This is a genomic window from Hungatella sp. SL.1.14, assembly GCF_024460495.1.
GTDB classification, from domain to species: domain Bacteria; phylum Bacillota; class Clostridia; order Lachnospirales; family Lachnospiraceae; genus Hungatella; species Hungatella hathewayi.
This window is the reverse complement of record NZ_JANFYJ010000003.1, coordinates 329,551-353,562: the sequence shown is the minus strand read 5'-3', so window position 1 is coordinate 353,562 and position 24,012 is coordinate 329,551. Positions and strand designations below refer to the sequence as shown.

Sequence of the window (24,012 nt, the reverse complement as noted above, 5' to 3'; positions counted from 1 at the left end):
TGAATTTATATAGGATTGTCTGATGTAAAAGGATTCCGCATTTTTGGACTTCGTTGTATCAACCTTCATAATAATCACCCCATCCCTATTTTACCACAAAAAGCTAAAAAAGGCTATATATTAAAACAAAATATTTGACAAAAAAATATAAGCCAGTAGCGGCTTAGTGGCTAATTTTCTATGATTAGGGTGTCAAAGACCCGCGCAGTCTCATTGGAACTATTTTACCATAGAAGGTGCGGGGATGCCATTCTTTCTTAAAACCAATTCCCACCGCTTCCACTTTGTGATATACTAAGAGCTGTAATTACACAGAAAAGAGGCTAATCCTATGAATGATATGAAACAGCTGGAGCGGCTGATCTCCGCTTCCGTATCCCCGTATCACTGCATCATGACGGCGGCCGCTGATTTAGACGCCGCCGGATTTACAGAACTTCCCCTTTCCGGCTCCTGGAAGCTGGAACAGGGACACTCCTACTATATAAAAGCTTATGATTCCACGCTGATCGCATTTACCATCGGCGAGCTGACGGATCAGGCTCTGAAGCTTAAACTGGCCGCTTCCCATACAGACTGGCCCTGCTTAAAATTAAAGCCGTCTCCGGAGGTAACTTCAGGACGGTATGGAAAGCTCAACACAGAAGTCTACGGCGGACCGCTTCTGCATACCTGGTTCGACAGGCCGCTGTCCATGGCAGGCAAAGTCTGTGTAACCGGTGATGCTCCCGGCGGAACGAAAACCGTCTTCGTTGACTTCCGGCGCCCGGTGCTCACAATTCCCAATCTGGCGATCCACATGAACCGGGAAGCCAATCAGGGGGTTGCCGTCAATCCGCAGATTGATATGCTTCCGCTCCTGACCTTAATTAAAAACGATCTGGAAAAGGAGGATTTCTTCTTAAAGGCGCTGGCCGCTTCAGCCGGCGTGGAGCAGGAAGATATCCTGGACTACGAGATCTACATCTACAATACGGAGAGCGGCACTCTGTGCGGACTGGACGGCGAATTCTATTCCGCTCCGCGTCTCGACAACCTGACCTCCGTACAGGCCTGTTTAAGCGGCATCATGAACAGCACCGCAGGAAATGAGATTCATGTGATCGCACTTTATGACAATGAGGAGATCGGAAGCAGCACGAAACAGGGTGCCGCTTCACTGCTCATGGACCGAGTGCTGGAAAAACTGTTCCTGTCCCTGGGCTGCTCCAGGGAAACCTACTTAAATGCCCTATTTGACGGCTTTATGCTGTCCCTCGACGTCGCACATGCAATCCATCCCAACCACGGTGAAAAATGCGATATTAAGAACCAGATCCACATGGGAGACGGCGTCGCCATCAAGCTGTCGGCCAGCCAGTCCTATGCGACCGACGCGACCAGCACGGGAATGATTGAAAGCATCTGCAGAAATGCAAAAATTCCATACAGGAAATTTTCCAACCGATCCGATATGAAGGGCGGCTCCACGCTCGGAAGCATCTCCTCCAGCTATTTAACGATGCGCACCGTGGATGCGGGAATCCCCATGCTGGCCATGCATTCTGCCAGAGAGGTCATGGGCACCGCCGACCAGAAAGCTCTCGTCGATCTGGTGACCGCGTATTTTAACGCTTAAAGTTCTATGTGCATAAAGCCAGCTGTAATAGCCGAATCCAACAGAGGAAAAGAAGAAAGGAGTCTCCGCACAACATGGAGCTCCTTTCTTTTTTCTCTGTTATATTGCCTCTTCTTTTTCCGCCTTCTGTCCCTCTGCGCTTCGGCCACCCGTTATTCGTAACTCTTCATCGTCTCCGGCACAATCTCTCTGCCGGTCTCCAGCGGTGCGGTCGATGTGCGGCTTCCTTCCCAGTAGCGGTACACATACGTACTGGTAAATAAAAGTCCTGCCGCCACAAAAAGAATCAGAATAATCTTAAGTACCGCGGCAAAAACTGCCTTCCCCCTTTTACTTTTGCGCTTCCGGCTCCTGCCCCGGCTGCTCCTTCCCCCTTCTGCCATGGAATGCCCCTCTGCTTTCCTTCCCCATTATTGATTGGGAAAATGTTTTCTGTACAAGTCAAAAAAATTCGTGGTAGTCGTCTTATCGTCAATGGAAAACTTGATACCATCCCAGATATCGTTGCTGAATGTAACCGGATTCTCCGCTTTAAACTGATTGTAAATCTGTCCGAACGCGTCCTTTTTCCTTTGCTGGTACAGGTTATCTTTCCTCGCCTGTGTAGCGTCCTCATCGTAATCGCTGACACATCGGAAGATATAAAACGTACCGTTGTCCTCCACCACCGGACTGATCTCTCCCGCAGTCAGGGAAAATGCCGCATCTTCCACTGCTTTTTTCGCTTCTCCCCGCCCCAGCTGCTTCCGAATCTCGTTGCTCTCTGAATACTCCCGTGCTATGGCTTCGAAGTCCGCCCCGTCTTCCTTCACCTGTTCCAGCACGTCCTGAGCCGTATTGCCATCCGAGAGAACGATCTGGTCAATGGTTATGACCTTGGCCTCGCTGTCGCTGATCTCCAGATTCATATCCTTTGTCAGCTCACTGACCACCTTGTTGGACAGAAAGTATTCCTCGTACATCGTCCGTACATCGTCCTCCTTCACTCCCATGTACGCGATGTCGTCCTCGGTCAGAGACTCATAATATTCCTCCGACAGCTTCCGGATCTCCTCCTTCTCCGTGCTCGTGATGATAATCTCCTGATCCTTTGCCAGAAGGTTCATCAATTTCATCTCCTGGAGAAATTCCCGGGCCTGTCCCAGCAGATACGTCTCAAAGGTCTCTCCGTCCGGCAGCTCCACGCTCCAGATCTGGCCGGTATAGGCCTGCTGGTAACGGTTGCGCTCCGTCGCCACAATGATCATGGACTGCGGAAGTGTGTATGCCTTCGTTTCATTTACCTCTGAGACCATGGGAAGCCCCCTGGTACAGCCGGTAAGAAGCATGGCGGCCAGAACGGCGGCCAGCGTTTGTTTCACTTTTTTTCTATATTTAAAATTCATGGACAACTCCTGTATGAATGAAAAACTCTCCTGTGTGTTATGCGAATAGTATTATACCATACTTTCTGTCACGATTCTACTTCCCTGATTCGTTTTTTCTACCAGAATATGGCTGCCGATCTGTTCTTTCAATTCTTCCACATGGGAAATGATTCCAACCATGCTGGATCCGCCGCTTAGTGAGGTCAGAATCGCCACTGCCTGCTCCAGCGCTTCCGCATCCAGAGAGCCAAATCCCTCGTCCACAAAGAGGGCTTCCACCTGGATTCCCCCCGCATAGCTCTGTATCACATCCGAGGTTCCAAGCGCCAGCGCCAGGGCCGCGTTAAACGCCTCTCCGCCCGATAAGCTCTTCACGGAACGGCGCTTCCCCGTGTACTGGTCAAGCACCTCCATCTCCATACTCTCCCTGCTTCTCCTGTCTCTCGCCCGCTCCAGCCGGTGCAGCTCATACCGCTCCCCGCTCATCTTTAAAAGACGCCGGTTCGCCGCCCGGAGAATGTCCTCAAAGTACACGGATAAGACGTACTGCTCAAATACCAGGTTCCGGCCGTTATACCCTCCGGCCGCCCGTTCCAGCTCACGGACCACGCCGTACTCCGTCTCCAGCTTTTCCTTGACCTCCAGATGGCCTTTCAGGGTGGACAGTGACTGTCTGTTCAAAGCCAGAGCCGCACCCGTCCGTTCCTTTTCCTTTGCCGTCTGCTTCCGATCCCTCTCACATTCCGAAAGTGCTGCCTCAAAGCCGGACAAATCCACCAGCTCCGTCTGCTTCGGAACCCGGATGGACGCTTTTAGCTGGGAATAAGCCGCCTTCTGTTTTTCCAGCTTCACCGAGCAGTCCTGGTACTCCTTTTCACAGTCCCTGATCTCTTTTTCTTCCTGCTTCGTCTCTTTTTCCAGAAGCTTTAGCTTTTCCCCGATTTCCAGTAAAGCCTTCTCTCCTCCGTCGGATAAATCCATGACGCCGAGGTTTTCTTCCATGTTTTTTACAGCGCCCACCAGAGCCGCGGCGGCGCCTGCGGCCGCCGATGCCTTTTCCGAAGCGGCCTCATAGTCCGCTTTCAGCCTGCGGATCTCTTTCTCATCCGGCACCTCCCCCTCCATGGATGCAGGCGCCGGATGGACTGTGGAGCCGCAGACCGGACACGGAATTCCCTCCGTTAAATCTCTTGCGATGATCCCCGCAGCCGCCTTCTTAAAACAGTCGTCCTGATATTCGTAAATCCGTTTCTTTTCCTTTGCCTCACCATCGAGCTTCAAATACGTTTCCTGCCGTTCTGTCAGCTGCCGGCAGGCGGCCTGCCATGAGGCAAGCCCCTTTTTCTGCTCCTCCAGTACGCGCAGTTCCGACTTTTTCCCTTCCAGCCGTTCTCTGCGGACGGGGATACGGCCGTATGCCTTTGCCAGCTCTCTCTTCTGTTCTTTTAAGCTGTCCCGTTCTTCCTCCAGCTTTTCCAGAGTCTTTCTGTCATTCTCATACTTTCTGACCGCCTGATTGCCGCTTCGCAGTTCCTCAATGGCTCTGACCTGTTCCTTATAGGACCGGTCCAGTTCCCCAAGGCGGGAAGCCAGTTCTCTCTCCCTGCTCTCCAGCCGGTCGTCTTCCTGTTCTATAAAATCCAGAATTTTACGATAATTCCGGTTTTTCTTCGACTTCAGCTCTTCCCAGTCCCCGTTCTCAATCCGGAACGTTCCGGTGATCTCGTCCGCCCGGTGCTTTACCTCATCAATCCGGCCGTTTAACGCCTTCACTCTGGCCGACAGAAGCGCCGTCATCGTATCGTAGATCCGCGTCTGGAAAATATCCCGGAATATCTGAGTTCTCTCTTTGGAGCTGGACACGAGAAGCTGCTGAAATTCCCCCTGGGCAATCATGGATATCTGGCGGAACTGGCGGTAGTCCAGACCAAGCAGCCCGTTCACCCGCTCGGTCACCTGGCTGCTTCCCGAGGCCAGAAGCGTCTCTCCCTCATAGAGTTCGCCGCCCTCCGGCTCTGTGGTCATCCCCTCACCTTTGAGCTTTGGTCTGTCATACTTTGGATTTCGGGTGACCCGGTACTGTTTTCCTCTGTGGGTGAAGTTCAGAGTTACAAAAGTAGGAGTGGACGCGTCCGCAAAGTCACTTCGGAGACTGTCCTTCTCCCGGATGCTTCCGCTGACCTCCCCGTAAAGGGCAAAGGTAATTCCATCAAATATCGTGGTTTTCCCGGAGCCTGTCGGTCCAGAGACCAGAAACAGTCCCTGCTGCATGGTCTCAAAATCCGCCTGCTCCACGCCTCTGTAGGGCCCCCAGCCACTTAAAACAAGCGATGTCGGCTTCATGACCTCTCCTCCTCTGCCTGCTCGGCGGTCTCCCGCATAACGGCCTCCTGCTCTTTCGTCATGGCCTTTCCGGTAACAAGTTCATAAAAATCGGCAAAGAGTTCATACGGCCCCTTTTCTTTCATGATATCCTCATGAATCACGGATCCATCCTGCTCCAGTGCCCGCTTTTCCCATTTTAACTGCATGATATTGGGGTAGACGCTTCTAAGCGTTCCGATTGGATCCAGAAGCTCCGTCTCATCCGTTAAGACAGCCAGAATATAGTCTTCCGGATCCGCCGCACTGACGACCTCCGGGAGAATCAAGTCAGAAAGACGGCCTCTGATCTTTCGCATATCATGGACCGGCGTCAGTGGAAGGCGTTCCAGACTGACCTTTCCATCCTTCCCCACCTCACCGTACAGCACAGATTTCTGGTGGCTGCATTCTGAAAATGAGTATTTTACCGGTGAACCGCTGTAATAGACCAGCTGTTTTCCGATCTGCTGGCATCCGTGGATATGGCCCAGAGCCGTATAACAGAACGGCTGAAACAGCGCGGCCTCCACCTGATCCGTTCCGCCCACAGACACCCGCGTCTCCGAATCGGAGAGCTCCGGCAGCAGCCCCTGGTTCACCACAAACTGATGGGCCATCAGAATATCCCTTCCGCCGGGACTGTATGTCACATGGCGCAGAATTTCCTCGAAGCTTTCCTCGAACGTCTTCATACTGCTCCCGCACCGATAGAGGGATTTCACCTCCGCCGGCCTGGCAAACGGCGCCAGATGCACACGCACGGCTCCCCACTGGTCGGGAATATCCACAAACCGCACCGGATCTTCCAGTTTCCCTTCCAGATACAGCCCTCTTTTCTCCAGAATCCGGTTGGCAAAACCAATCCGCTCCCCGCAGTCATGATTCCCGGCAATAGCCAGAATCGTCACTCCCAGTTCAGAAAGCCCGGTCAAAAACAGGTCAAACATCGTCACGGCCGCGGCCGGCGGCACGGAACGGTCATATAAATCACCACTCAAAAGAACGGCATCTGCCTGCCGTTCTTTTACATAATCCGTTATCTGTTTCAATGCCGCATCCTGTTCCTCCAGCATGGAGAATCCGCCTACGGTCTTTCCGATATGGAGGTCTGATGTATGAATAAATCTCATCCTCGTTCCTTTCGTCTAATACGTCTCCAGTACAGCTTTGTCAGTTTCCTGCTGTACCGGCAGTCCTCTACAGCAGAAGCTTCAGTATCTTTAACACACCGTCATTCACATTGGTATCCGTCTGAAATCTGGCTGTGGCTTTCACCTCCGGTCTGGCGTTTCCTACCGCAAAGCTGTAGTAAGCCTGTTCCAGCATCTCGATATCGTTTAACTGGTCGCCGAAAGCCATCGTCTCCTCCGGTTTGATCTCCAGGCTGTCCTGCAAAAGCTTTACCGCCTGTCCTTTGTTGATCCCCGGTTTCATACAGTCCATCCACATATCGCCTGCGATGGTAATCTTCATCCGGTCACTGTATTTCTCTCTCAATTCTCTGGTATGCGCTTCCACGTCAGTCTCACGGTATACAGATATCTTGATGAACTGGGAATCCACTTTTGTCAGATCCGGCACCTGTTCCACACGGAACTGGTATCCCTCCACCAGCCAGTCGATAAAATCCTGATTTTCCGTCTCCAAATAAACCACGTCCGGACCGCTGAGCATCACCTCGAGTCCCTCCATCCGCCGCACATCGCGCACCATGTCCATCACCGTTTCCCGGTCGATGGGATTTAAAAATAAATTCCGGCCATGGCAGCCCACGTAGGCTCCGTTGTCGGATAAGTAAAATACCTTTTCTTTGATAGGGCCGAAGATCGATTCAATGCTGGCCCACTGACGCCCGCTGGCAGCCGCAAACTGTACCCCTTTTTCCCGAATCTTCATGATCACGTCGAGAAGCTCCGGATTCATCTCATGGCTTCCGTCCGGCACCAGTGTGCCGTCAATATCTGATACGATCAGTTTAATCATCTCTTATCCCTCCTGGTTATGAGCATCCAGCGGACCTTCTGTGTCCGCTTACGCGTTCAATGAGCTGCATAGCCCCTTCATTTCCTGATAAACACGTCCTACAGGCAATCCTACTACATTATTATAATCCCCGTCAATCCCTTTGATATAAGAAGCGAATTTTCCCTGAATTCCGTAAGCCCCGGCCTTGTCCATGGGTTCCTCTGAAAAGGCGTACGCATGGATCTCCTCCTCTGTCATGGGATACACATGCACATCTGTTTTCTCTGCAAATGTCTTTCGTATCCCGCCTTCCCGGCCGCAGACAATCAGAGTTACTCCCGTATAGACCTGGTGGGTCTTTCCTGCCAGAAGCGCAATCATGCGTTCGGCCTCCTCGTGGGACCCTGGCTTACCCAGAATCCGGCCTTCCGCGGCCACCACCGTATCGGCCCCTATCACAATGGTGCCTTCCATACACCGCGCCGCCACATCAGCCGCCTTCTGCAGCGACAGTTCCTTCACCACTTCCTCCGGTCTGTCGGTTGTTATCTTCTCTTCCAGCGTGCTGGGAATAATCTCCGGTATGATTCCTATCTGTCCCAGCAGTTCCCGGCGACGCGGTGACGCCGATGCCAGAACAATCACTCTCTCCTCAGTCAAACCATTTACCTCCTGTCCTGTCAAAATCCAAAAACGTCCGCTCCCATACTCCCAGGGAATGAAATAAGCGGGACCCTTTACGAATCCCGCCAACCATCAATATACTTTCAGACGCCCTACGACTGATACGCCGTCCTCTTCTTCCATCTCCGCAGCCTTAAGCTGATACCGCATGGTGTATGTAAAATCTGCTACATAAAAGGATAAGAGCCCTAAGGCCACCAGGCGTTCCAGACCGATGGGAACGACATCCACCAGCTGGCTTACAAAACCATTTAAAAATTTAAAGAAAAACAGTCCCAGAAATCCCCAGGCAATACTGCTTTCCAGACAGATAATGCCCTTGTAATTAAATGGCTTCTGGCTGTAATCCCACCAGAATGCTCCGAACAGCTTAATCATAATGTGTGCTGTCACAAGTTCCATGGAAGTTGCCATCACCATGGAAGCGAAATACAGCTCCACAGGCTGTCCTGCCAACGGCTCAAGAATCAGGCTGGCTCCCAGCGCACCAAAACCATAAATGACGCAAAACGGGCCATGTCCAAATCCCCGGTTCAACACCGGGCTGCGGTTCTCATAGCTGAGCACGGTACATTCCAGAAGGTAACCGATGAAACTAAATGCGAAAAACCAGTTAATCGTATGGTAAATCGTCATATCCATTGTACCTCCAACTTTAACAGTTTTTTAACTTGTTAAAGTATAATATGGAAATCTTAAGAAATCAAGAATTATTTTCTTACGATTAACGGAAATATTCCGACTTTTTTGCGGCTGCCCCACGCTTTGACCATGAAGCACCGCCGTTAATAGTACTGCGCCATAAACACGGCGAGAGCAATGCCAAGAATAGCACCGGCCGCCACCTGAAGCGGCGTATGTCCAACGTATTCCTTCAGCTTCTCCTGCAAAACTTCTCCGCTCAGCTTGAGTGGGTTTTCCAGCAGGATACTGTTTAAGAGCTTCGCCTGCTTCCCCGTCTCTCTGCGCACTCCCATGGCGTCATACATGACTACCATAGAAAGGATAAAGCATACCGCAAACTCAAAAGAACCGACGCCATAATGCATGGCGGCGGCGGTCGTCATTCCACATACCGTCGCGGAGTGGGAGCTGGGCATACCGCCCGATCCCACCAGCCGCTCCGGATTAAAACTTTTATTCAGGGCAAGGTCGATGATTGTCTTCAGTACCTGAGCCACCGTCCAGCCGGTGACAGCACTCATCAAAACCTGATTTGCCAGTAATTCGTCCCAAAATGTCATGGTTTTCTCCTGCTTTTTGTATCAGCGGATTCTTCCGGCCATGATAACACTAAGCGGTTCTTCCCGCTCTGAGGCTGTATAAAATCCACCTTTTTACTCTGGCGGCCGTCTCTGCCAGGCCGCAGAACTTATCCGCGTATATAATAGCCATTCCTTCCCTGCTCTTTGGCGGAACAGGGGTGAGGGGCCACATATGGCGCAGAATCATGTCCTTCTCCTTATCCGTTAAGTCAAAGTACTTTTCTGCGTTGGCCAGCGCCCTGCGCGGATGGGTAAATCCGTGAAAGTGTTCTCCCGTCTCCTTCGCATGGGTATGCCAGTCATATAAGAATAAATCATGCAGAAGCCCCGCCCTTGCGGTCTGTACATAATCCCAGCCCAGACGGCGGCAGATCCGGTAACTGAAATAGGATACCTTGATGCAGTGCGCCTTACAGGTAGTATCCCCATGCTGCATAAAACGATCCATGGATTGAAATACAGGATTTTCCAGAATATCCGCCACGCAGGCAAGATATTCCTCATCCTCGTCATACCGCTCCTGATTGATCCAGGAAGGATCCTCCGCCCAGCGGAGCACTTCCTTCTTTTCTTCCCGAGTAAAACACTTTTTATTCATGCAATGTCCGCTTCCTTTTTTCTCTGAACTCAATAGCCGATCAGCCAGTCATACAATTCCTGATACTTGCCGGCTGACGTATGCCAGGAATAATCCATCGCCATCGCCCGGTCGATGATCTTGTTCCACTCACGCTTCTTATCATAGTATATCCGCTCTGCGTAGCGAATAACCCCCAGCATCTCATGAGCATTATAATTCTGGAATGAAAATCCGGTTCCCCTGCTCTCAAACTCGTTATACGGTTCCACCGTGTCCTTTAACCCGCCGGTTTCGCGGACAATCGGAACGGTTCCGTAGCGGAGCGACATCAGCTGGCTTAAACCGCACGGTTCAAATAAGGACGGCATCAAAAATGCATCGCAGGCCGCATAAATCTTATGGGACATCGGCTCTGAATAATAAATATTCGCAGAAACCTTGTCATTATACTTCCAGTCGTAATGGCGGAACATATTCTCGTACCGCTCTTCTCCGGTTCCCAGCACAACCAGCTGGATATCGTCCTGGCACATCTCGTCCAGGACACACTGGATCAAATCGAGGCCCTTCTGGTCAGTCAGCCTGGAAACAATACCAACCATAAACTTCCTGTCATCCTGCGGCAGTCCCAGTTCTTCCTGCAGAGCCCGTTTGTTCTTTATCTTCTCCTTACGGAAATTCTTAGCATTGTACTTCTGGACAATGTAAGGATCCGTCTCCGGATTGAAATCATCGTAATCAATGCCGTTCACAATGCCGCGCAGGCTGTTCGCGCGCGCCCTCATCAGGCCATCCAGTCCTTCGCCGTAAAATGGCATCTTAATCTCTTCCGCATACGTCTCACTTACGGTGGTAATGGCGTCGGCGTATACAATGCCGCCCTTTAATAGGTTGCCATCCTTGTATGCTTCAAGCTTATCTGGTGTAAAGTAGTAATCCGGGAGGCCTGTCAGCCTCTTGATCGTCATGACATCCCACACTCCCTGGAACTTCAAGTTGTGGATGGTGATAACCGACTTCATGTTGCGGAAGAACTCTCCGTCATGGAACCGGTCTTTTAACAGGACGGGAATCAGTGCCGTCTGCCAGTCATGGCAGTGCACGACGTCAGGCTGAAATCCGATCACCGGAAGCGCCGACAAAGCCGCCCTTGAGAAAAAGCAGAATTTTTCCAAATCACAGTACCAGTCGCCGTATGGCTTTGGTCCGTTAAAATAGCCTTCATTATCAATAAAGTAAAAAGTAATTCCCTCATATACGTATTGAAGAATTCCAACGTACCTGCTCTGACCCATGTAATCCATATAAAAATGGTTTACATACTCCATGTCGTTTCTCCACGACTCCTTCATACACAGATACTTGGGAATCATTACCCTGACATCAAAATATTCCTTATCAAAACATTTGGGAAGGGACCCTACTACGTCAGCAAGTCCGCCGGTCTTAATAAAAGGTACTGCCTCCGATGCAACGAACAAAATCTTCTTCATCAAAAAACCTCCCTCATTTACAGTCACCCCTGAGGGCGCCACTCTTTGTCTTATAGTATACTGCATTTTACTTAAATAAGGAAGTATATTTGTGATAGATTTTCTAAAGTTTTTTGTAGTCCAGTCTTATTTTATCAGCAATCAGTGCAATAAATTCGGAGTTTGTAGGCTTGCCCTTTCCCGTGCTTACGGTATATCCAAACAGATCATTGATCGTATCCATCTTGCCTCTGCTCCACGCAACCTCGATGGCATGGCGGATCGCACGCTCTACACGGCTCGGAGTCGTCTGATGCTTCTTGGCAATAGACGGATAGAGAATCTTGGTAACACTGGTCAGCATTTCCTGGTCCTGCACAGAGATAACAATGGCATCCCGTAAGTACTGATATCCTTTGATATGAGCCGGGATGCCGATTTCATGAAGCATTTGAGTCACGTCATTTTCCAGATTCTGTTCCATGTACTCATTTTTGTTCACATATGGCTTGACTTTCTTCATGCCGGAAAGTCCCGTAGTTTTTGATTTCCTGTGTCCGACTCTTCTGACTTTATCGACAACAATATCTTTGTTGAAAGGCTTCATGATGTAATAATTGGCACCCATGCGGAACGCGTCTTCGGTAATATTCTCACTTCCGGCCGCTGTTACCATAATAAACGACGGCATCTTAGTCACTGCGGCATTGCTGCGCACCCGTTCCATCACCGTGATTCCGTCCATTCTCGGCATAATGACATCCAATAAGACAACATCAGGGCTTGTTTTTACAATCATGTTGTAAGCATCTTCCCCATTATCCGCCTTTCCGACGACATGGAAATCCTCCTCTCCCTCCAATATATCGTTTAGCAGACTCAGTGTCTGCAGGTTATCGTCCGCGATTGCAATACTGATTTCCGACATCTTCCTACTCTCCCTTTCTTGTTGATTGAATGATTAGTGTAAAGCCATTATAGACTTGCCCCCGAATTGCCGCAATGGAATTCTGTCGCATTTTTCGACAAAAGGCGGGCGTTTTTCCCACATTTTCCTCCGATGGCCCCCGAAGCGGAAAAATCCCCCTTCGATCCAAATCCAGGCCTGGTCACAAAATCCGACAGACTTCATTTTTATGTAAATGTTGAATTTTGTGGCTCGGTGTCGGGAAAAAACTCCGGGCGTGATTATCGGAATATTTTACCATATTATGGTGCTTTTTGAAAGGATATGAGGTTTATTTCTGACATTAAAACGGCAAAGGTTCAGTAATTCGGGAACCTTTGCCGTTCTGTGTTAAATAATTGTTTTTTTCTGATGAGGGGATAGGCAGCAGTGCAGAAGCAGGCACAGGCTGTGTATGGTAAGATGGTATTATTGCAGCTGTTTAAAGAAAGGAAATGATATAACGCCAATTATAAATACAATAATGCATACCGATGAGTAATAGATTTTTGAAAGATTTTTAACAGGCTATACAGGGAAACTCTCCGTTTATACAGGGAAAACTTGTTGAGAATGAGTGGGGTATCATGTAAACGATTGCTCCAGACAGCTGTTTTAAACGCCTTTCTCAACATTTAGGCACCTATTAGATTCCCTGAGACAAGGAGGTTCGTTGTCAACAGGGAATATTGAGTGAAGGAGATGTAAAATGCCTCGAGAAATACGTTAATATTTTAATCCTCACCTTCCTTGCGGAAGGCGACGGCTGTAGTAATACCGAAGCTGATATAGAACGGATTTCAATCCACACCTTCCTTGCGGAAGGCGACATGAACTCGGACATTCTGTGATACATCCTAATGCATTTCAATCCACACCTTCCTTGCGGAAGGCGACACCAGGGAGCAGGCTAAGACGTTCGTTAAGGATCCATTTCAATCCACACCTTCCTTGCGGAAGGCGACTGGAAGCCGGGAGGCATTCATCTCGGAATTTGGATTTCAATCCACACCTTCCTTGCGGAAGGCGACCTTTCCGCCACCCTCGCGTGCCTGTGACTTTGTCCTATTTCAATCCACACCTTCCTTGCGGAAGGCGACGCTTGAATCTTTCTAATGGGAAATATTTATAACTATTTCAATCCACACCTTCCTTGCGGAAGGCGACCAGAGCTCCGGCCACTGCCTCACCCAGAACATTAATATTTCAATCCACACCTTCCTTGCGGAAGGCGACGGAGATGGCAATGATTAGCCTGGGATTATATTACGATTTCAATCCACACCTTCCTTGCGGAAGGCGACTATAACGTAGCGCCAGCAGGCAAGAAAAATACTGCATTTCAATCCACACCTTCCTTGCGGAAGGCGACCGTAACGCTTACACCTAATCCAGTAGATGCTGGATTTCAATCCACACCTTCCTTGCGGAAGGCGACTTGAGTGTCCGGCCTGCAATGAGACTGTGAAGATATTTCAATCCACACCTTCCTTGCGGAAGGCGACTGTAGAGTTTAAGCGGGAAGGCAATATACCTGTTATTTCAATCCACACCTTCCTTGCGGAAGGCGACAACCTGTCTGGTGGCCTCGACACCGAAAAGGGCATTTCAATCCACACCTTCCTTGCGGAAGGCGACTATACTCATGAGAATTAAGCTTTCCGGAGGTTAATTTCAATCCACACCTTCCTTGCGGAAGGCGACATGACAGGTATAGAAGAGCCAGAAAAGAAAGAGTCAATTTCAATCCACACCTTCCTTGCGGAAGGCGACATCATATGAATCATGTCCTCACTATGATGATTGAATTTCAATCCACACCTTCCTTGCGGAAGGCGACGGAACAGTTTTATCATGGGTTGGTATATCACACATTTCAATCCACACCTTCCTTGCGGAAGGCGACATTCGGCATGAAACGGTACTTTGACGATGACACATTTCAATCCACACCTTCCTTGCGGAAGGCGACTGTTGTAGTTGTGATATCACAACTTTTTGGGTATATTTCAATCCACACCTTCCTTGCGGAAGGCGACATCGTTGATTGAAAAGCTGAAAGAGATACAGAAATTTCAATCCACACCTTCCTTGCGGAAGGCGACAATCATCTATGCCACTGCCTTCTCGACATTATGCATTTCAATCCACACCTTCCTTGCGGAAGGCGACATGTGTATCGGACATTAAGTGATTTCTATAGATCAATTTCAATCCACACCTTCCTTGCGGAAGGCGACTATAACAATTTTGAGTCAGCCGGTGAATATACAATTTCAATCCACACCTTCCTTGCGGAAGGCGACTTAACAACTGTATCACCTCTCTTTCGGGCAGAAGAATTTCAATCCACACCTTCCTTGCGGAAGGCGACCAATGTCGATTGGGATCACTGGTTCTGCTTTTTTGTATTTCAATCCACACCTTCCTTGCGGAAGGCGACTTACAGGGGGCAGGTGCAGGAGCTGATATTACAGACATTTCAATCCACACCTTCCTTGCGGAAGGCGACATGAAATGGCCGAGATATTGGAGTATGGCAATAGCATTTCAATCCACACCTTCCTTGCGGAAGGCGACGAATTAATGCTTAATGCCGCAAAGTACTTTGGTTATTTCAATCCACACCTTCCTTGCGGAAGGCGACGATAATACCAGCCAGATAGGAAGGTGAGGTGATGGCATTTCAATCCACACCTTCCTTGCGGAAGGCGACCAATCGAACTGGCCCCGGGCTCTGTGATCGACTTATTTCAATCCACACCTTCCTTGCGGAAGGCGACAAGAGCCACATGAGAGAACTTTCTCAAGGACAGATATTTCAATCCACACCTTCCTTGCGGAAGGCGACCATCGCCGATGTTCTTTGCAACAATCCCCGAATTATTTCAATCCACACCTTCCTTGCGGAAGGCGACGAAAAACATCTAACTAAATCATACGAATAAGTTTCATTTCAATCCACACCTTCCTTGCGGAAGGCGACTGCTTTTGCTAGTAGACTTCCTATTCCAGAAAATATTTCAATCCACACCTTCCTTGCGGAAGGCGACAAGAATACCTGGATAGCAATGGAAACATAAGCACATTTCAATCCACACCTTCCTTGCGGAAGGCGACAACCGTGGGGGGTGTGCCGCCTGCAGTAATCGTTATTTCAATCCACACCTTCCTTGCGGAAGGCGACTCCGTAGTGGGCCGCCTTAATTATTCTTTTAAATTTCAATCCACACCTTCCTTGCGGAAGGCGACCACAACTACAACACGAAAGGAATGATATTATGGCATTTCAATCCACACCTTCCTTGCGGAAGGCGACTAATCAGCAATTAATTTTGCTTTATCAGGACTTATTTCAATCCACACCTTCCTTGCGGAAGGCGACGAGCGAGGGGGATGGGATAATGACAAGGTTATGAAAATTTCAATCCACACCTTCCTTGCGGAAGGCGACTAAGGTCTTCCAGGTAAGTCTTGACAACCATTGCCATTTCAATCCACACCTTCCTTGCGGAAGGCGACAAAAGGTTTTAAATGCATACTCGTCTCCTTTCTTATTTCAATCCACACCTTCCTTGCGGAAGGCGACTGTACCAGCGCATCAGCGGGTTATCCCCGAAGATATTTCAATCCACACCTTCCTTGCGGAAGGCGACCTGACGTATCGGTATCCGGGAGGGGGGGGAGGGGGTATTTCAATCCACACCTTCCTTGCGGAAGGCGACGACCACCCTTGACATCCTGAATGCGCAGATTGCTATTTCAATCCACACCTTCCTTGCGGAAGGCGACTATGGCCTGACATATTACTGTAGCCATAGTTAATATTTCAATCCACACCTTCCTTGCGGAAGGCGACAAGACCCCTCAGCCGATATCTGCCAAACGTTTGAAATTTCAATCCACACCTTCCTTGCGGAAGGCGACGGCAGAATACGCGGCTGCGGACTTCCAACTCAACATTTCAATCCACACCTTCCTTGCGGAAGGCGACATCACGTATGTGGGTAATGGTGTCGTTAATCTGCGTATTTCAATCCACACCTTCCTTGCGGAAGGCGACGTACCCTTGTCACACCATCGGTATTTGTAGAAATATTTCAATCCACACCTTCCTTGCGGAAGGCGACCGACTTCACCGGTCTTTACCGCTCCGGCAGTCGTATTTCAATCCACACCTTCCTTGCGGAAGGCGACCAGTTTACGCAATCCTGGAACGTCTATGCAGACATTTCAATCCACACCTTCCTTGCGGAAGGCGACCCCAATCATCATGAGTGCGCTAAGGGGAATGGCTATTTCAATCCACACCTTCCTTGCGGAAGGCGACCATTTCATGTTGCATAGCACTCGTGCCACCTCCTATTTCAATCCACACCTTCCTTGCGGAAGGCGACAACTCCTTTGTCGCCATGTCAATCGCCTGATCTATTTCAATCCACACCTTCCTTGCGGAAGGCGACGGATTAAGTCCGCATCCTGGGATCTGGTGCATGGATTTCAATCCACACCTTCCTTGCGGAAGGCGACAAATCGGATATATATAGTCCCAATTATTAACTACATTTCAATCCACACCTTCCTTGCGGAAGGCGACGCAGCACTCCCGAGCCGAGGGCCTGTGTTAGCTGTATTTCAATCCACACCTTCCTTGCGGAAGGCGACTTATCACTCGCTGTATCATAGCCGGTATACTGCATATTTCAATCCACACCTTCCTTGCGGAAGGCGACCGGCAGACTGTGACAGATAGGCTGTGGCACTCTTATTTCAATCCACACCTTCCTTGCGGAAGGCGACCTGCATATCCACCCACATAATCCGCATACCAACCGAATTTCAATCCACACCTTCCTTGCGGAAGGCGACGGCCTACAGCCACACCGAGAGAGTCCTGGACGAGAATTTCAATCCACACCTTCCTTGCGGAAGGCGACGGGAAAAGCTGTTTGAGTGTACCAATAATGGAGTATTTCAATCCACACCTTCCTTGCGGAAGGCGACGATTTCATAAAGATATTTCCGCTCCGGTCCTGATATTTCAATCCACACCTTCCTTGCGGAAGGCGACCTCTCAATATTCAGCACCCACTTATAATGCTCTGTCATTTCAATCCCCACCTTCCTAGCGGAAGGCGACATAATTGCTGTTTCGATCCGTGCGCCAGAGAAAGAATTTCAATCCCCACCTTCCTAGCGGAAGGCGACTTATTTTCTGCAACGTGTGATCCAACTCAGCTATAATTTCAATCCCCACCTTCCTAGCGGAAGGCGACAATAAGTCATATTATATTTACAAGCGTTCATAGGAATTTCAATCCCCACCTTCCTAGCGGAAGGCGACATTCTCATTGATGTGGCCGTTGCGACTTGACTTTAATTTCAATCCCCACCTTCCTAGCGGAAGGCGACAACTTGCAGTTAATTTAGGAGAGAGCGTTATGTTATTTCAATCCCCACCTTCCTAGCGGAAGGCGACAGCGGAATACGCCGCTGCGGAATTCCAACTCAACATTTCAATCCCCACCTTCCTAGCGGAAGGCGACGAAGATAATCTACAGTTCCATACTTTATGATGTTATTTCAATCCCCACCTTCCTAGCGGAAGGCGACTGAACAGCTTAATTGGAAAGAAGTACTATGCAACTATTTCAATCCCCACCTTCCTAGCGGAAGGCGACGTGCCGCTTGTGATCTTTTCCTCCAACAAGTGGATTTCAATCCCCACCTTCCTAGCGGAAGGCGACGTGCTGATTGGAGTGGCGGTCGTGTGGGTGATGGTATTTCAATCCCCACCTTCCTAGCGGAAGGCGACAGTGTATTTAGATGGCAGATCATTAATAGATTTTATTTCAATCCCCACCTTCCTAGCGGAAGGCGACCATGGAAGTCGGCTTGTTTTTAATATAAGCATCTATTTCAATCCCCACCTTCCTAGCGGAAGGCGACAACCACAGAATTACCAGAAACCTATTGACTTAAGATTTCAATCCCCACCTTCCTAGCGGAAGGCGACTCTTTACGCACGTTCGTCTCATAGAGGTGCAATATTTCAATCCCCACCTTCCTAGCGGAAGGCGACCGTTATGCCGTGATGTGTCTGAACGATATACCATCATTTCAATCCCCACCTTCCTAGCGGAAGGCGACAACTTATTCCATCCGTTTTTTTCTGTATCCGAGGTATTTCAATCCCCACCTTCCTAGCGGAAGGCGACAAGCTGCTCAAAACGGTTTCTTGTCGCCTGCCCATTTCAATCCCCACCTTCCTAGCGGAAGGCGACGTCGGTCCATTTCGCTTTCCATGCTGGATGGCATATTTCAATCCCCACCTTCCTAGCGGAAGGCGACGGCCGTTTCTTCTGATCATTCGAGCGATTGTAAGATTTCAATCCCCACCTTCCTAGCGGAAGGCGACCGCAAATATATCCATTTTTCTCATTAATAATCAGATATATTCTAGACATATTATACAACTTTTTCATATATTAAACAATCTGTAGTTCTATTTCTTCCTTTTTTTCTTATAATCAGCTTAAAAATCCGGTGCGAATCCCCCCCAGTATTTCATGTTCACTTGGCATTCGCACCAATGTACTCTACCCAAAATATTTTCTAATATCACCTAAAATATCATATCTATCATACTGCAAGGTGTGTCCGATACGCCGGTTTCTTTACTGTAATAATCCCGGTTCAGTACAAATATTTTTCCATTGCAGGCCGGATAAATGGCATTTCCTATTTTTCTTCTCATCGTTTCAGAAATCCCCACAGTAAAACGCTGTAACTTTCTAAATAATATTTTTTGCTCTGTAACAGTCAAATACGGATTATTCAGGCTGTCTATAATCCGTCTGGCCTCCTCGTAATATTCCACCACAACATCTATTTTCCCATCCTCGGGTATCACTTCAAATAAATCCCCCGCAGTTTTAAATGCCTGATTCATTAACCGATTTTGCAGCTGTCTGCCGGAGTTCTTGTGGTATTCCACCATCCCAATCCGATTTACAGAAAGCAGATTCACCAAATCAGCGCCTTCCTCCCCAGTCCCAATTCCGTCCACGTTTACATTATATTTCATCTCCCCTTTTCTCTGGTAAAAATAGCGCTGGTAATATAGCTCCATAGCCTGTTTTGAGGTAAGACTCCCCCCTATACTCTCAGGGTTCTTTCTGTACTGAAACAATACCTCCTGCATGGCCGCCTGCGCTTCCTTAATATCCGTCAGCCTTGAAATATTTTCTACTTCGGAAGACATTTTAACGATATAAACATTCCCATTATCAGTTTCTCCATGACGGTTGCAGCGTCCTGCAGCCTGAATGACGCTGTCCAGCCCAGCCAATGACCGAATTACTGCTTTGAAAGAAATATTGACTCCAGCTTCAATTAACTGTGTACTGACACAAATAATTTCCTGCCCCTCATTTAACGCATTTTTCACCTTTTTCAGTATAATATTCCGGTTCTCCGCACACATATTGGTACTCAGATGAACCACCTGGCATCTGCTTCCATACCGTTCCTTTAGCCTCTCATATGCTGTGCGGGCACAATTTTTCGTATTTACAATAATTAAAATCTGCCTTTCCTTTTCAAATATCTGTCCCGCAAAATCACTTAATGCTTCTGCATCAAATCCTGCACCAGATGTATCTGTACAGTCAATCAACGTAGTCCGCCTAAATACCCCTGCATACGTTTCTGACAACTGTTCCTCAATCATATTCGTCGGAGGACAAAGGCAGTTTACTCCCAAGCAGTCAAGAAGGGGCTGCGTCGCTGAGCACAGAACAACCGCCGACTTCCCAAACACTGTAAGAAAATTGATTGCCTGATTAAATAATTCGATTGTCTTAACAGGCAGCGCCTGAATTTCATCAAACAGGATAACACTGTTGCAGATACTATACATGCGTCTTATATTTCTGAGTCCCGAAGAAAACAGTGTGTTAAGAAACTGTACGGCTGTGGTACAAACAACCGGAGACTCCCAGTTTTCGGTCAGCAGTGTGTATCTCTCCTCATCTGCTTTCTCCTCATAAATCACATTGCTGTGATGCTCCAGAACAATATCGTTCCTTCCCAACGCCATTTTAATATCTTCAGCATTTTGCTCTAGGACAGAATTGTAGGGTGCGACGTAAATAATATGCCGCTTTTTGTACCGCCTTGCGTACTGCAGAGCAAACCGCAGACTGCTGAACGTTTTTCCGCCCCCAGTGGGAACCGTAAGGCGGTAAAGTACAGATGGCTTTGCTGCTGCTTCAAGACATTGTTCCGAAATTGCTCTTCTGGCCTCGTCCACTTTATTTATAACCTTCAGACCGCTTAAATGCTCCTCCAGATGAAGTACGCATTCATCCCACAAAAGCTTCATCTCATTATTATCCGGGATATTTTCGATGTTCTTTTCCTGCATGAAAGAGGCCGTATCTGTTCTGTCACCTTCTACTAATAACGATATCAGAAGACGCTCATACATTCCCAGAAAATATTCTCTGCTTCCATAGATTGAATGACCACCTGCTGCCCTGTCAAATTCAACTATTTTATTTTTAATTTCTGCAACCGCATCAACCGCCTCTTTACACTGTTTTTCTAATTTCACTTTGTCATATCTATTGAAAAAACGCTCAACGGCCTGTTTGATCTCTGCCTTATCATCGGACCATTCAAATATAAGGCGGCCATCTCTTGGTGACAGGCAGTCTCTTAGTCCATGATGAGAATATATTGCTTCCTGAATTATCTTTGAAGCAAGCGTTTTGGGCAGCATAGCTTCAATAATACGTCCTCCTGCCGACGAATGGTTGACCTCCCCTCTATGTACCTCCATACTTCCCTCGACAGCCGCTAAAATATACTTCTGAAACTGATCACTGACTTTCCCCCTGTCATGTAAAAAACCAGTTAGCCAGGCAATCGGAATCAATTCCTCCAGAGGACATTTTTCCTTCATCAATCGGGCGGTACTTTCACAATGCTCTTCTACCGTCTGGATTTGATTCGTTTCTTTAATCTTGTGTGCAATATAAGTTTCCATATTCTCCTCTTGTATAAGCAAGTGCTTTTTTCTTGAAAATTTTAACTTCTGTCCATTTTGTCTCTATCCGTTCCAGAATACCGTAATGCCCTATCTCCTCAGGGCTTATCCCTAAATTCGAACTGATATCTTTCCAGACTGGTCCTTCTTTATATGCAATCAGTTCACCTATTTAATGTTTAAAGGAAACCAGAGAAATCTCTCCCCTTTCATCACCGCGTTGTCTTGCTTCACCGTCCTGATCTGGATTTCCATTCACGGTTGAGTTTACAGTTTCGATCCAAAGCAATCCTGTCCCTCTGTGCAGTTCTATCTACATCATATTTCTACCTCCTGTTGATCGCCGGATTTATCTGCAGCGTTTTCACCTGTAACCGTTTTTTACGCGGCATTTAGTTTCTATATCCGATAATAATCTCTACCCTTTCGTCTAGAGTTGGCTTTTCTGGAAACTTTCCTCCAACCACTTCACCCCCTTCAACGTCTCTTTCATCACATATTAAATCCATCCGTTCCTGTTACTCGGAGCAATCATTTCCCATTCCACATAAATCTGCATTTTTAAAGATAGTCTCTCCAAAGCCTCAGCAGGTCTTTGAAGCGCAGTATGAAAGACCGAGGCTCCATCAGCTGTTTTGGGATGGGTTTGAAATAATTTTCTGGTGTTTCATCATTACGCTCAATAATGCAATAATTCTCATGGAGGTAATCTGCAAGATTCAGCAAACGCCCTAACAAAAGCACCACACTCTCCATATATTTCTTCTTTAGGATTGAGATACTTATCCCGAACCAGCGCCATCCTTGTTCCTGATAATGCTGATATTCGAGTCTCCTAATTTACGGTATCTTTCATAACTGCTTACAAGAAGTTTCTTCAGAAACTAAATTATACAGAAAGCTCCACGTATTATTAAATCTGCTTAATTATAATTATTTTTTAATATATTATTGGTATATTTTAATAAAATAATATCATATTTTCTATTGCTTTACAATATTATTTTTAAATTTAATATGACTTAAATATTATATATCATGTACTATATTAAATCATTGACATATTCTCTTATTCTCGTTTATAATAAACACGTCGAGTAGCACTATTCGTGGATTGAAAAAAGTCTTATTATATTTACGGTAAAAAGAGGCGATTTTGTTGAATTCTCAATATCCGCCTTTTTTTCGTTATCGCCACATAGCAAAAGCCAGTAAAGGCAGCTTATGTAAGCAAGCTTACAAAACTTCCTTCCCTGGCTTTTCCTGCCCGGACTCAATGCTCCAGCATATTTTCAATAAATATCCCATACCCTCTGGTACTGTCCTGTATAAACACATGAGTCACCGCCCCAATCAGCTTCCCATCCTGTATAATCGGGCTGCCGCTCATACCCTGTACAATTCCCCCGGTAATCGCCAGCAGCTCCGGATCGGTCACCTTAATTACCATTCCCTTATTCTTATGTGTCGTCGCGTAATCCACCTTCTGGATCTCAATCTCGTAATCCTTCACTACCCCAGACACATCGCTCCTGATATAAGCCGTTCCTTTCTTCACATCCTGCCTGTAACCGATCGGAATTGCATCCGCTTTTACCGTCTGCTTAAACCGCTCATTGACCGTACCGAATATTCCTTCATCCGTATTGGATTCAATCGTTCCGAGTACCGATCCCGGTCCGTAATAGATGACTCCGCTCATCACACCCGGCTTACCGAATGTTCCCTTTTCAATTCCTAATATAGAGGTTTCATAAAGCGCGCCGTTTTCAATCTGAACCACTCCGCCTGTGTCACTGTCGCTGATCCCGTGTCCCAGCGCACCGAAATTTCCATTCATGTCAATATATGTCATGGTGCCGATACCCTGAGTATCGTCCCGGACCCAGACGCCTAATTTGGGGTTTCCATCGTCTCCCTCCACAGGGGTCATCTTCACTTCAATCTCCTGATCCCCGCGCCGTACTGCTAAAACCGCCTCGCTGGTACCATTTTTGTTCAACTCGGTAACAAGCGCTTCCTTATCCTTTAACGGCGTACCGTTAAAAGCCTCAATATAGTCCCCCGACTGAAGCACCCCGAAGGCCGGCTCCACAATCATACCGTCACTCTTCGTAATATCCCCCGTACCAATTACCATAATCCCATCAGATTTTAAGTAAATTCCCACCGGCGTTCCGCATGGAACCGCGTATTTCGTGTCCACCACGTTAACCTGGATATCCTTCAGCTGCAGCCAGCCAAACAGTTTTAAGCCGATCTTGTAGCTGCCCTGATTTTCTGAATAAACGGAAAACGGCTGATTGACGGAAAGGTGGATCTGATCTGAAGGGATATTGGAACCATTGCCCAAAACCACTTCCTCACTGTCTGAAGACAGCGTCACTCCAAAAGGCATGGAGAAATGAAACTGCTCTTCTTCCTCGGCCACGACATTAAGCTTGTCCGGTATCACCCACTTCATATAGAAATAAGAGAAGCCGATGCAAAACACCAGGCTTACCCAAAACGCGGTCACCACATATCTGTGGAATTTTTTTCCCATCATCTCACATACCTCCTTATATAAAAAAATGAAAGGAGACAATTTTCTGCTCCTTTCATAGTATGTGAGAAATCGGTGAAAACACTCTGTCATATTTTAGTTGTAACTAATTTCTTTTTAAACCAGAATTGATTTTACGTAAAATCGAACTTGT

At 47.8% G+C, this 24,012-nt stretch carries 15 protein-coding genes and 1 CRISPR repeat array; of the genes, 1 reads left to right on the top strand and 14 read right to left on the bottom strand.

Annotated elements, in window-relative coordinates:
* Window positions 1-331: 331 nt before the first annotated feature.
* Window positions 332-1,618 carry a M18 family aminopeptidase gene (locus NE473_RS05495; RefSeq protein ID WP_055651667.1) on the top strand — a complete coding sequence of 429 codons (1,287 nt, stop codon included), beginning with the start codon at window positions 332-334 and terminating at the stop codon, window positions 1,616-1,618.
* A gap of 152 nt (window positions 1,619-1,770) precedes the next feature.
* Here the strand turns inward: NE473_RS05495 and NE473_RS05490 are convergent, their stop codons facing one another.
* The 14 genes from NE473_RS05490 to spoIVB all read right to left on the bottom strand — a co-directional run bounded on the left by NE473_RS05490 (window position 1,771) and on the right by spoIVB (window position 23,861).
* Window positions 1,771-2,001, bottom strand: coding sequence for a hypothetical protein (locus NE473_RS05490; RefSeq protein ID WP_006772495.1), 231 nt, complete (start codon window positions 1,999-2,001; stop codon window positions 1,771-1,773).
* A gap of 27 nt (window positions 2,002-2,028) precedes the next feature.
* Window positions 2,029-3,003, bottom strand: coding sequence for a foldase protein PrsA (locus NE473_RS05485; protein ID WP_022033752.1), 975 nt, complete (start codon window positions 3,001-3,003; stop codon window positions 2,029-2,031).
* Window positions 3,004-3,054: 51 nt separating this feature from the next.
* On the bottom strand, window positions 3,055-5,328 hold the full coding sequence (locus NE473_RS05480; protein WP_055651666.1) for an AAA family ATPase: 2,274 nt from the start codon (window positions 5,326-5,328) through the stop codon (window positions 3,055-3,057).
* Window positions 5,325-6,479 carry an exonuclease SbcCD subunit D gene (locus NE473_RS05475; RefSeq protein ID WP_055651665.1) on the bottom strand — a complete coding sequence of 385 codons (1,155 nt, stop codon included), beginning with the start codon at window positions 6,477-6,479 and terminating at the stop codon, window positions 5,325-5,327. Before NE473_RS05475 ends, NE473_RS05480 begins: the two co-directional genes overlap by 4 nt.
* 67 nt (window positions 6,480-6,546) lie before the next feature.
* The gene (locus NE473_RS05470) at window positions 6,547-7,332 is read right to left on the bottom strand and encodes an HAD family hydrolase (RefSeq protein WP_006772501.1); all 786 of its coding nucleotides are present in this window, start codon (window positions 7,330-7,332) and stop codon (window positions 6,547-6,549) included.
* Between the two features lie 48 nt (window positions 7,333-7,380).
* Entirely contained in the window at window positions 7,381-7,974 is a 594-nt protein-coding gene (locus tag NE473_RS05465; protein ID WP_081034999.1) for a Maf family protein, read from the bottom strand.
* A 96-nt stretch (window positions 7,975-8,070) separates the two neighbouring features.
* On the bottom strand, window positions 8,071-8,634 hold the full coding sequence (locus tag NE473_RS05460; protein WP_022033755.1) for a putative ABC transporter permease: 564 nt from the start codon (window positions 8,632-8,634) through the stop codon (window positions 8,071-8,073).
* 149 nt (window positions 8,635-8,783) lie between these two features.
* Window positions 8,784-9,242, bottom strand: coding sequence for a divergent PAP2 family protein (locus tag NE473_RS05455; protein WP_006772505.1), 459 nt, complete (start codon window positions 9,240-9,242; stop codon window positions 8,784-8,786).
* A gap of 49 nt (window positions 9,243-9,291) precedes the next feature.
* Window positions 9,292-9,861 (bottom strand): HD domain-containing protein, encoded by a 570-nt coding sequence (locus tag NE473_RS05450; RefSeq protein WP_006772506.1) that lies wholly within the window; start codon window positions 9,859-9,861, stop codon window positions 9,292-9,294.
* Between the two features lie 29 nt (window positions 9,862-9,890).
* Window positions 9,891-11,336, bottom strand: coding sequence for a glycogen synthase GlgA (gene glgA / locus NE473_RS05445; protein ID WP_022033757.1), 1,446 nt, complete (start codon window positions 11,334-11,336; stop codon window positions 9,891-9,893).
* Between the two features lie 103 nt (window positions 11,337-11,439).
* Window positions 11,440-12,243: a sporulation transcription factor Spo0A gene (gene spo0A / locus NE473_RS05440; protein WP_006772508.1), complete on the bottom strand. Its 804-nt coding sequence runs from the start codon at window positions 12,241-12,243 to the stop codon at window positions 11,440-11,442.
* Window positions 12,244-12,992: 749 nt separating this feature from the next.
* A CRISPR array of direct repeats spans window positions 12,993-18,679; the repeat unit is 33 nt; unit sequence ATTTCAATCCACACCTTCCTTGCGGAAGGCGAC.
* Window positions 18,680-18,886: 207 nt separating this feature from the next.
* Complete coding sequence (locus NE473_RS05435) at window positions 18,887-21,313, bottom strand: CRISPR-associated helicase/endonuclease Cas3 (protein ID WP_055651661.1); 2,427 nt, start codon at window positions 21,311-21,313, stop codon at window positions 18,887-18,889.
* A gap of 561 nt (window positions 21,314-21,874) precedes the next feature.
* A complete protein-coding gene (locus NE473_RS05430; protein WP_055651660.1) occupies window positions 21,875-22,069 on the bottom strand; it encodes a hypothetical protein in 195 nt (64 codons plus the stop codon).
* Window positions 22,070-22,586: 517 nt separating this feature from the next.
* Window positions 22,587-23,861, bottom strand: coding sequence for a SpoIVB peptidase (spoIVB, locus tag NE473_RS05425; RefSeq protein ID WP_055651659.1), 1,275 nt, complete (start codon window positions 23,859-23,861; stop codon window positions 22,587-22,589).
* Window positions 23,862-24,012 lie beyond the last annotated feature (151 nt).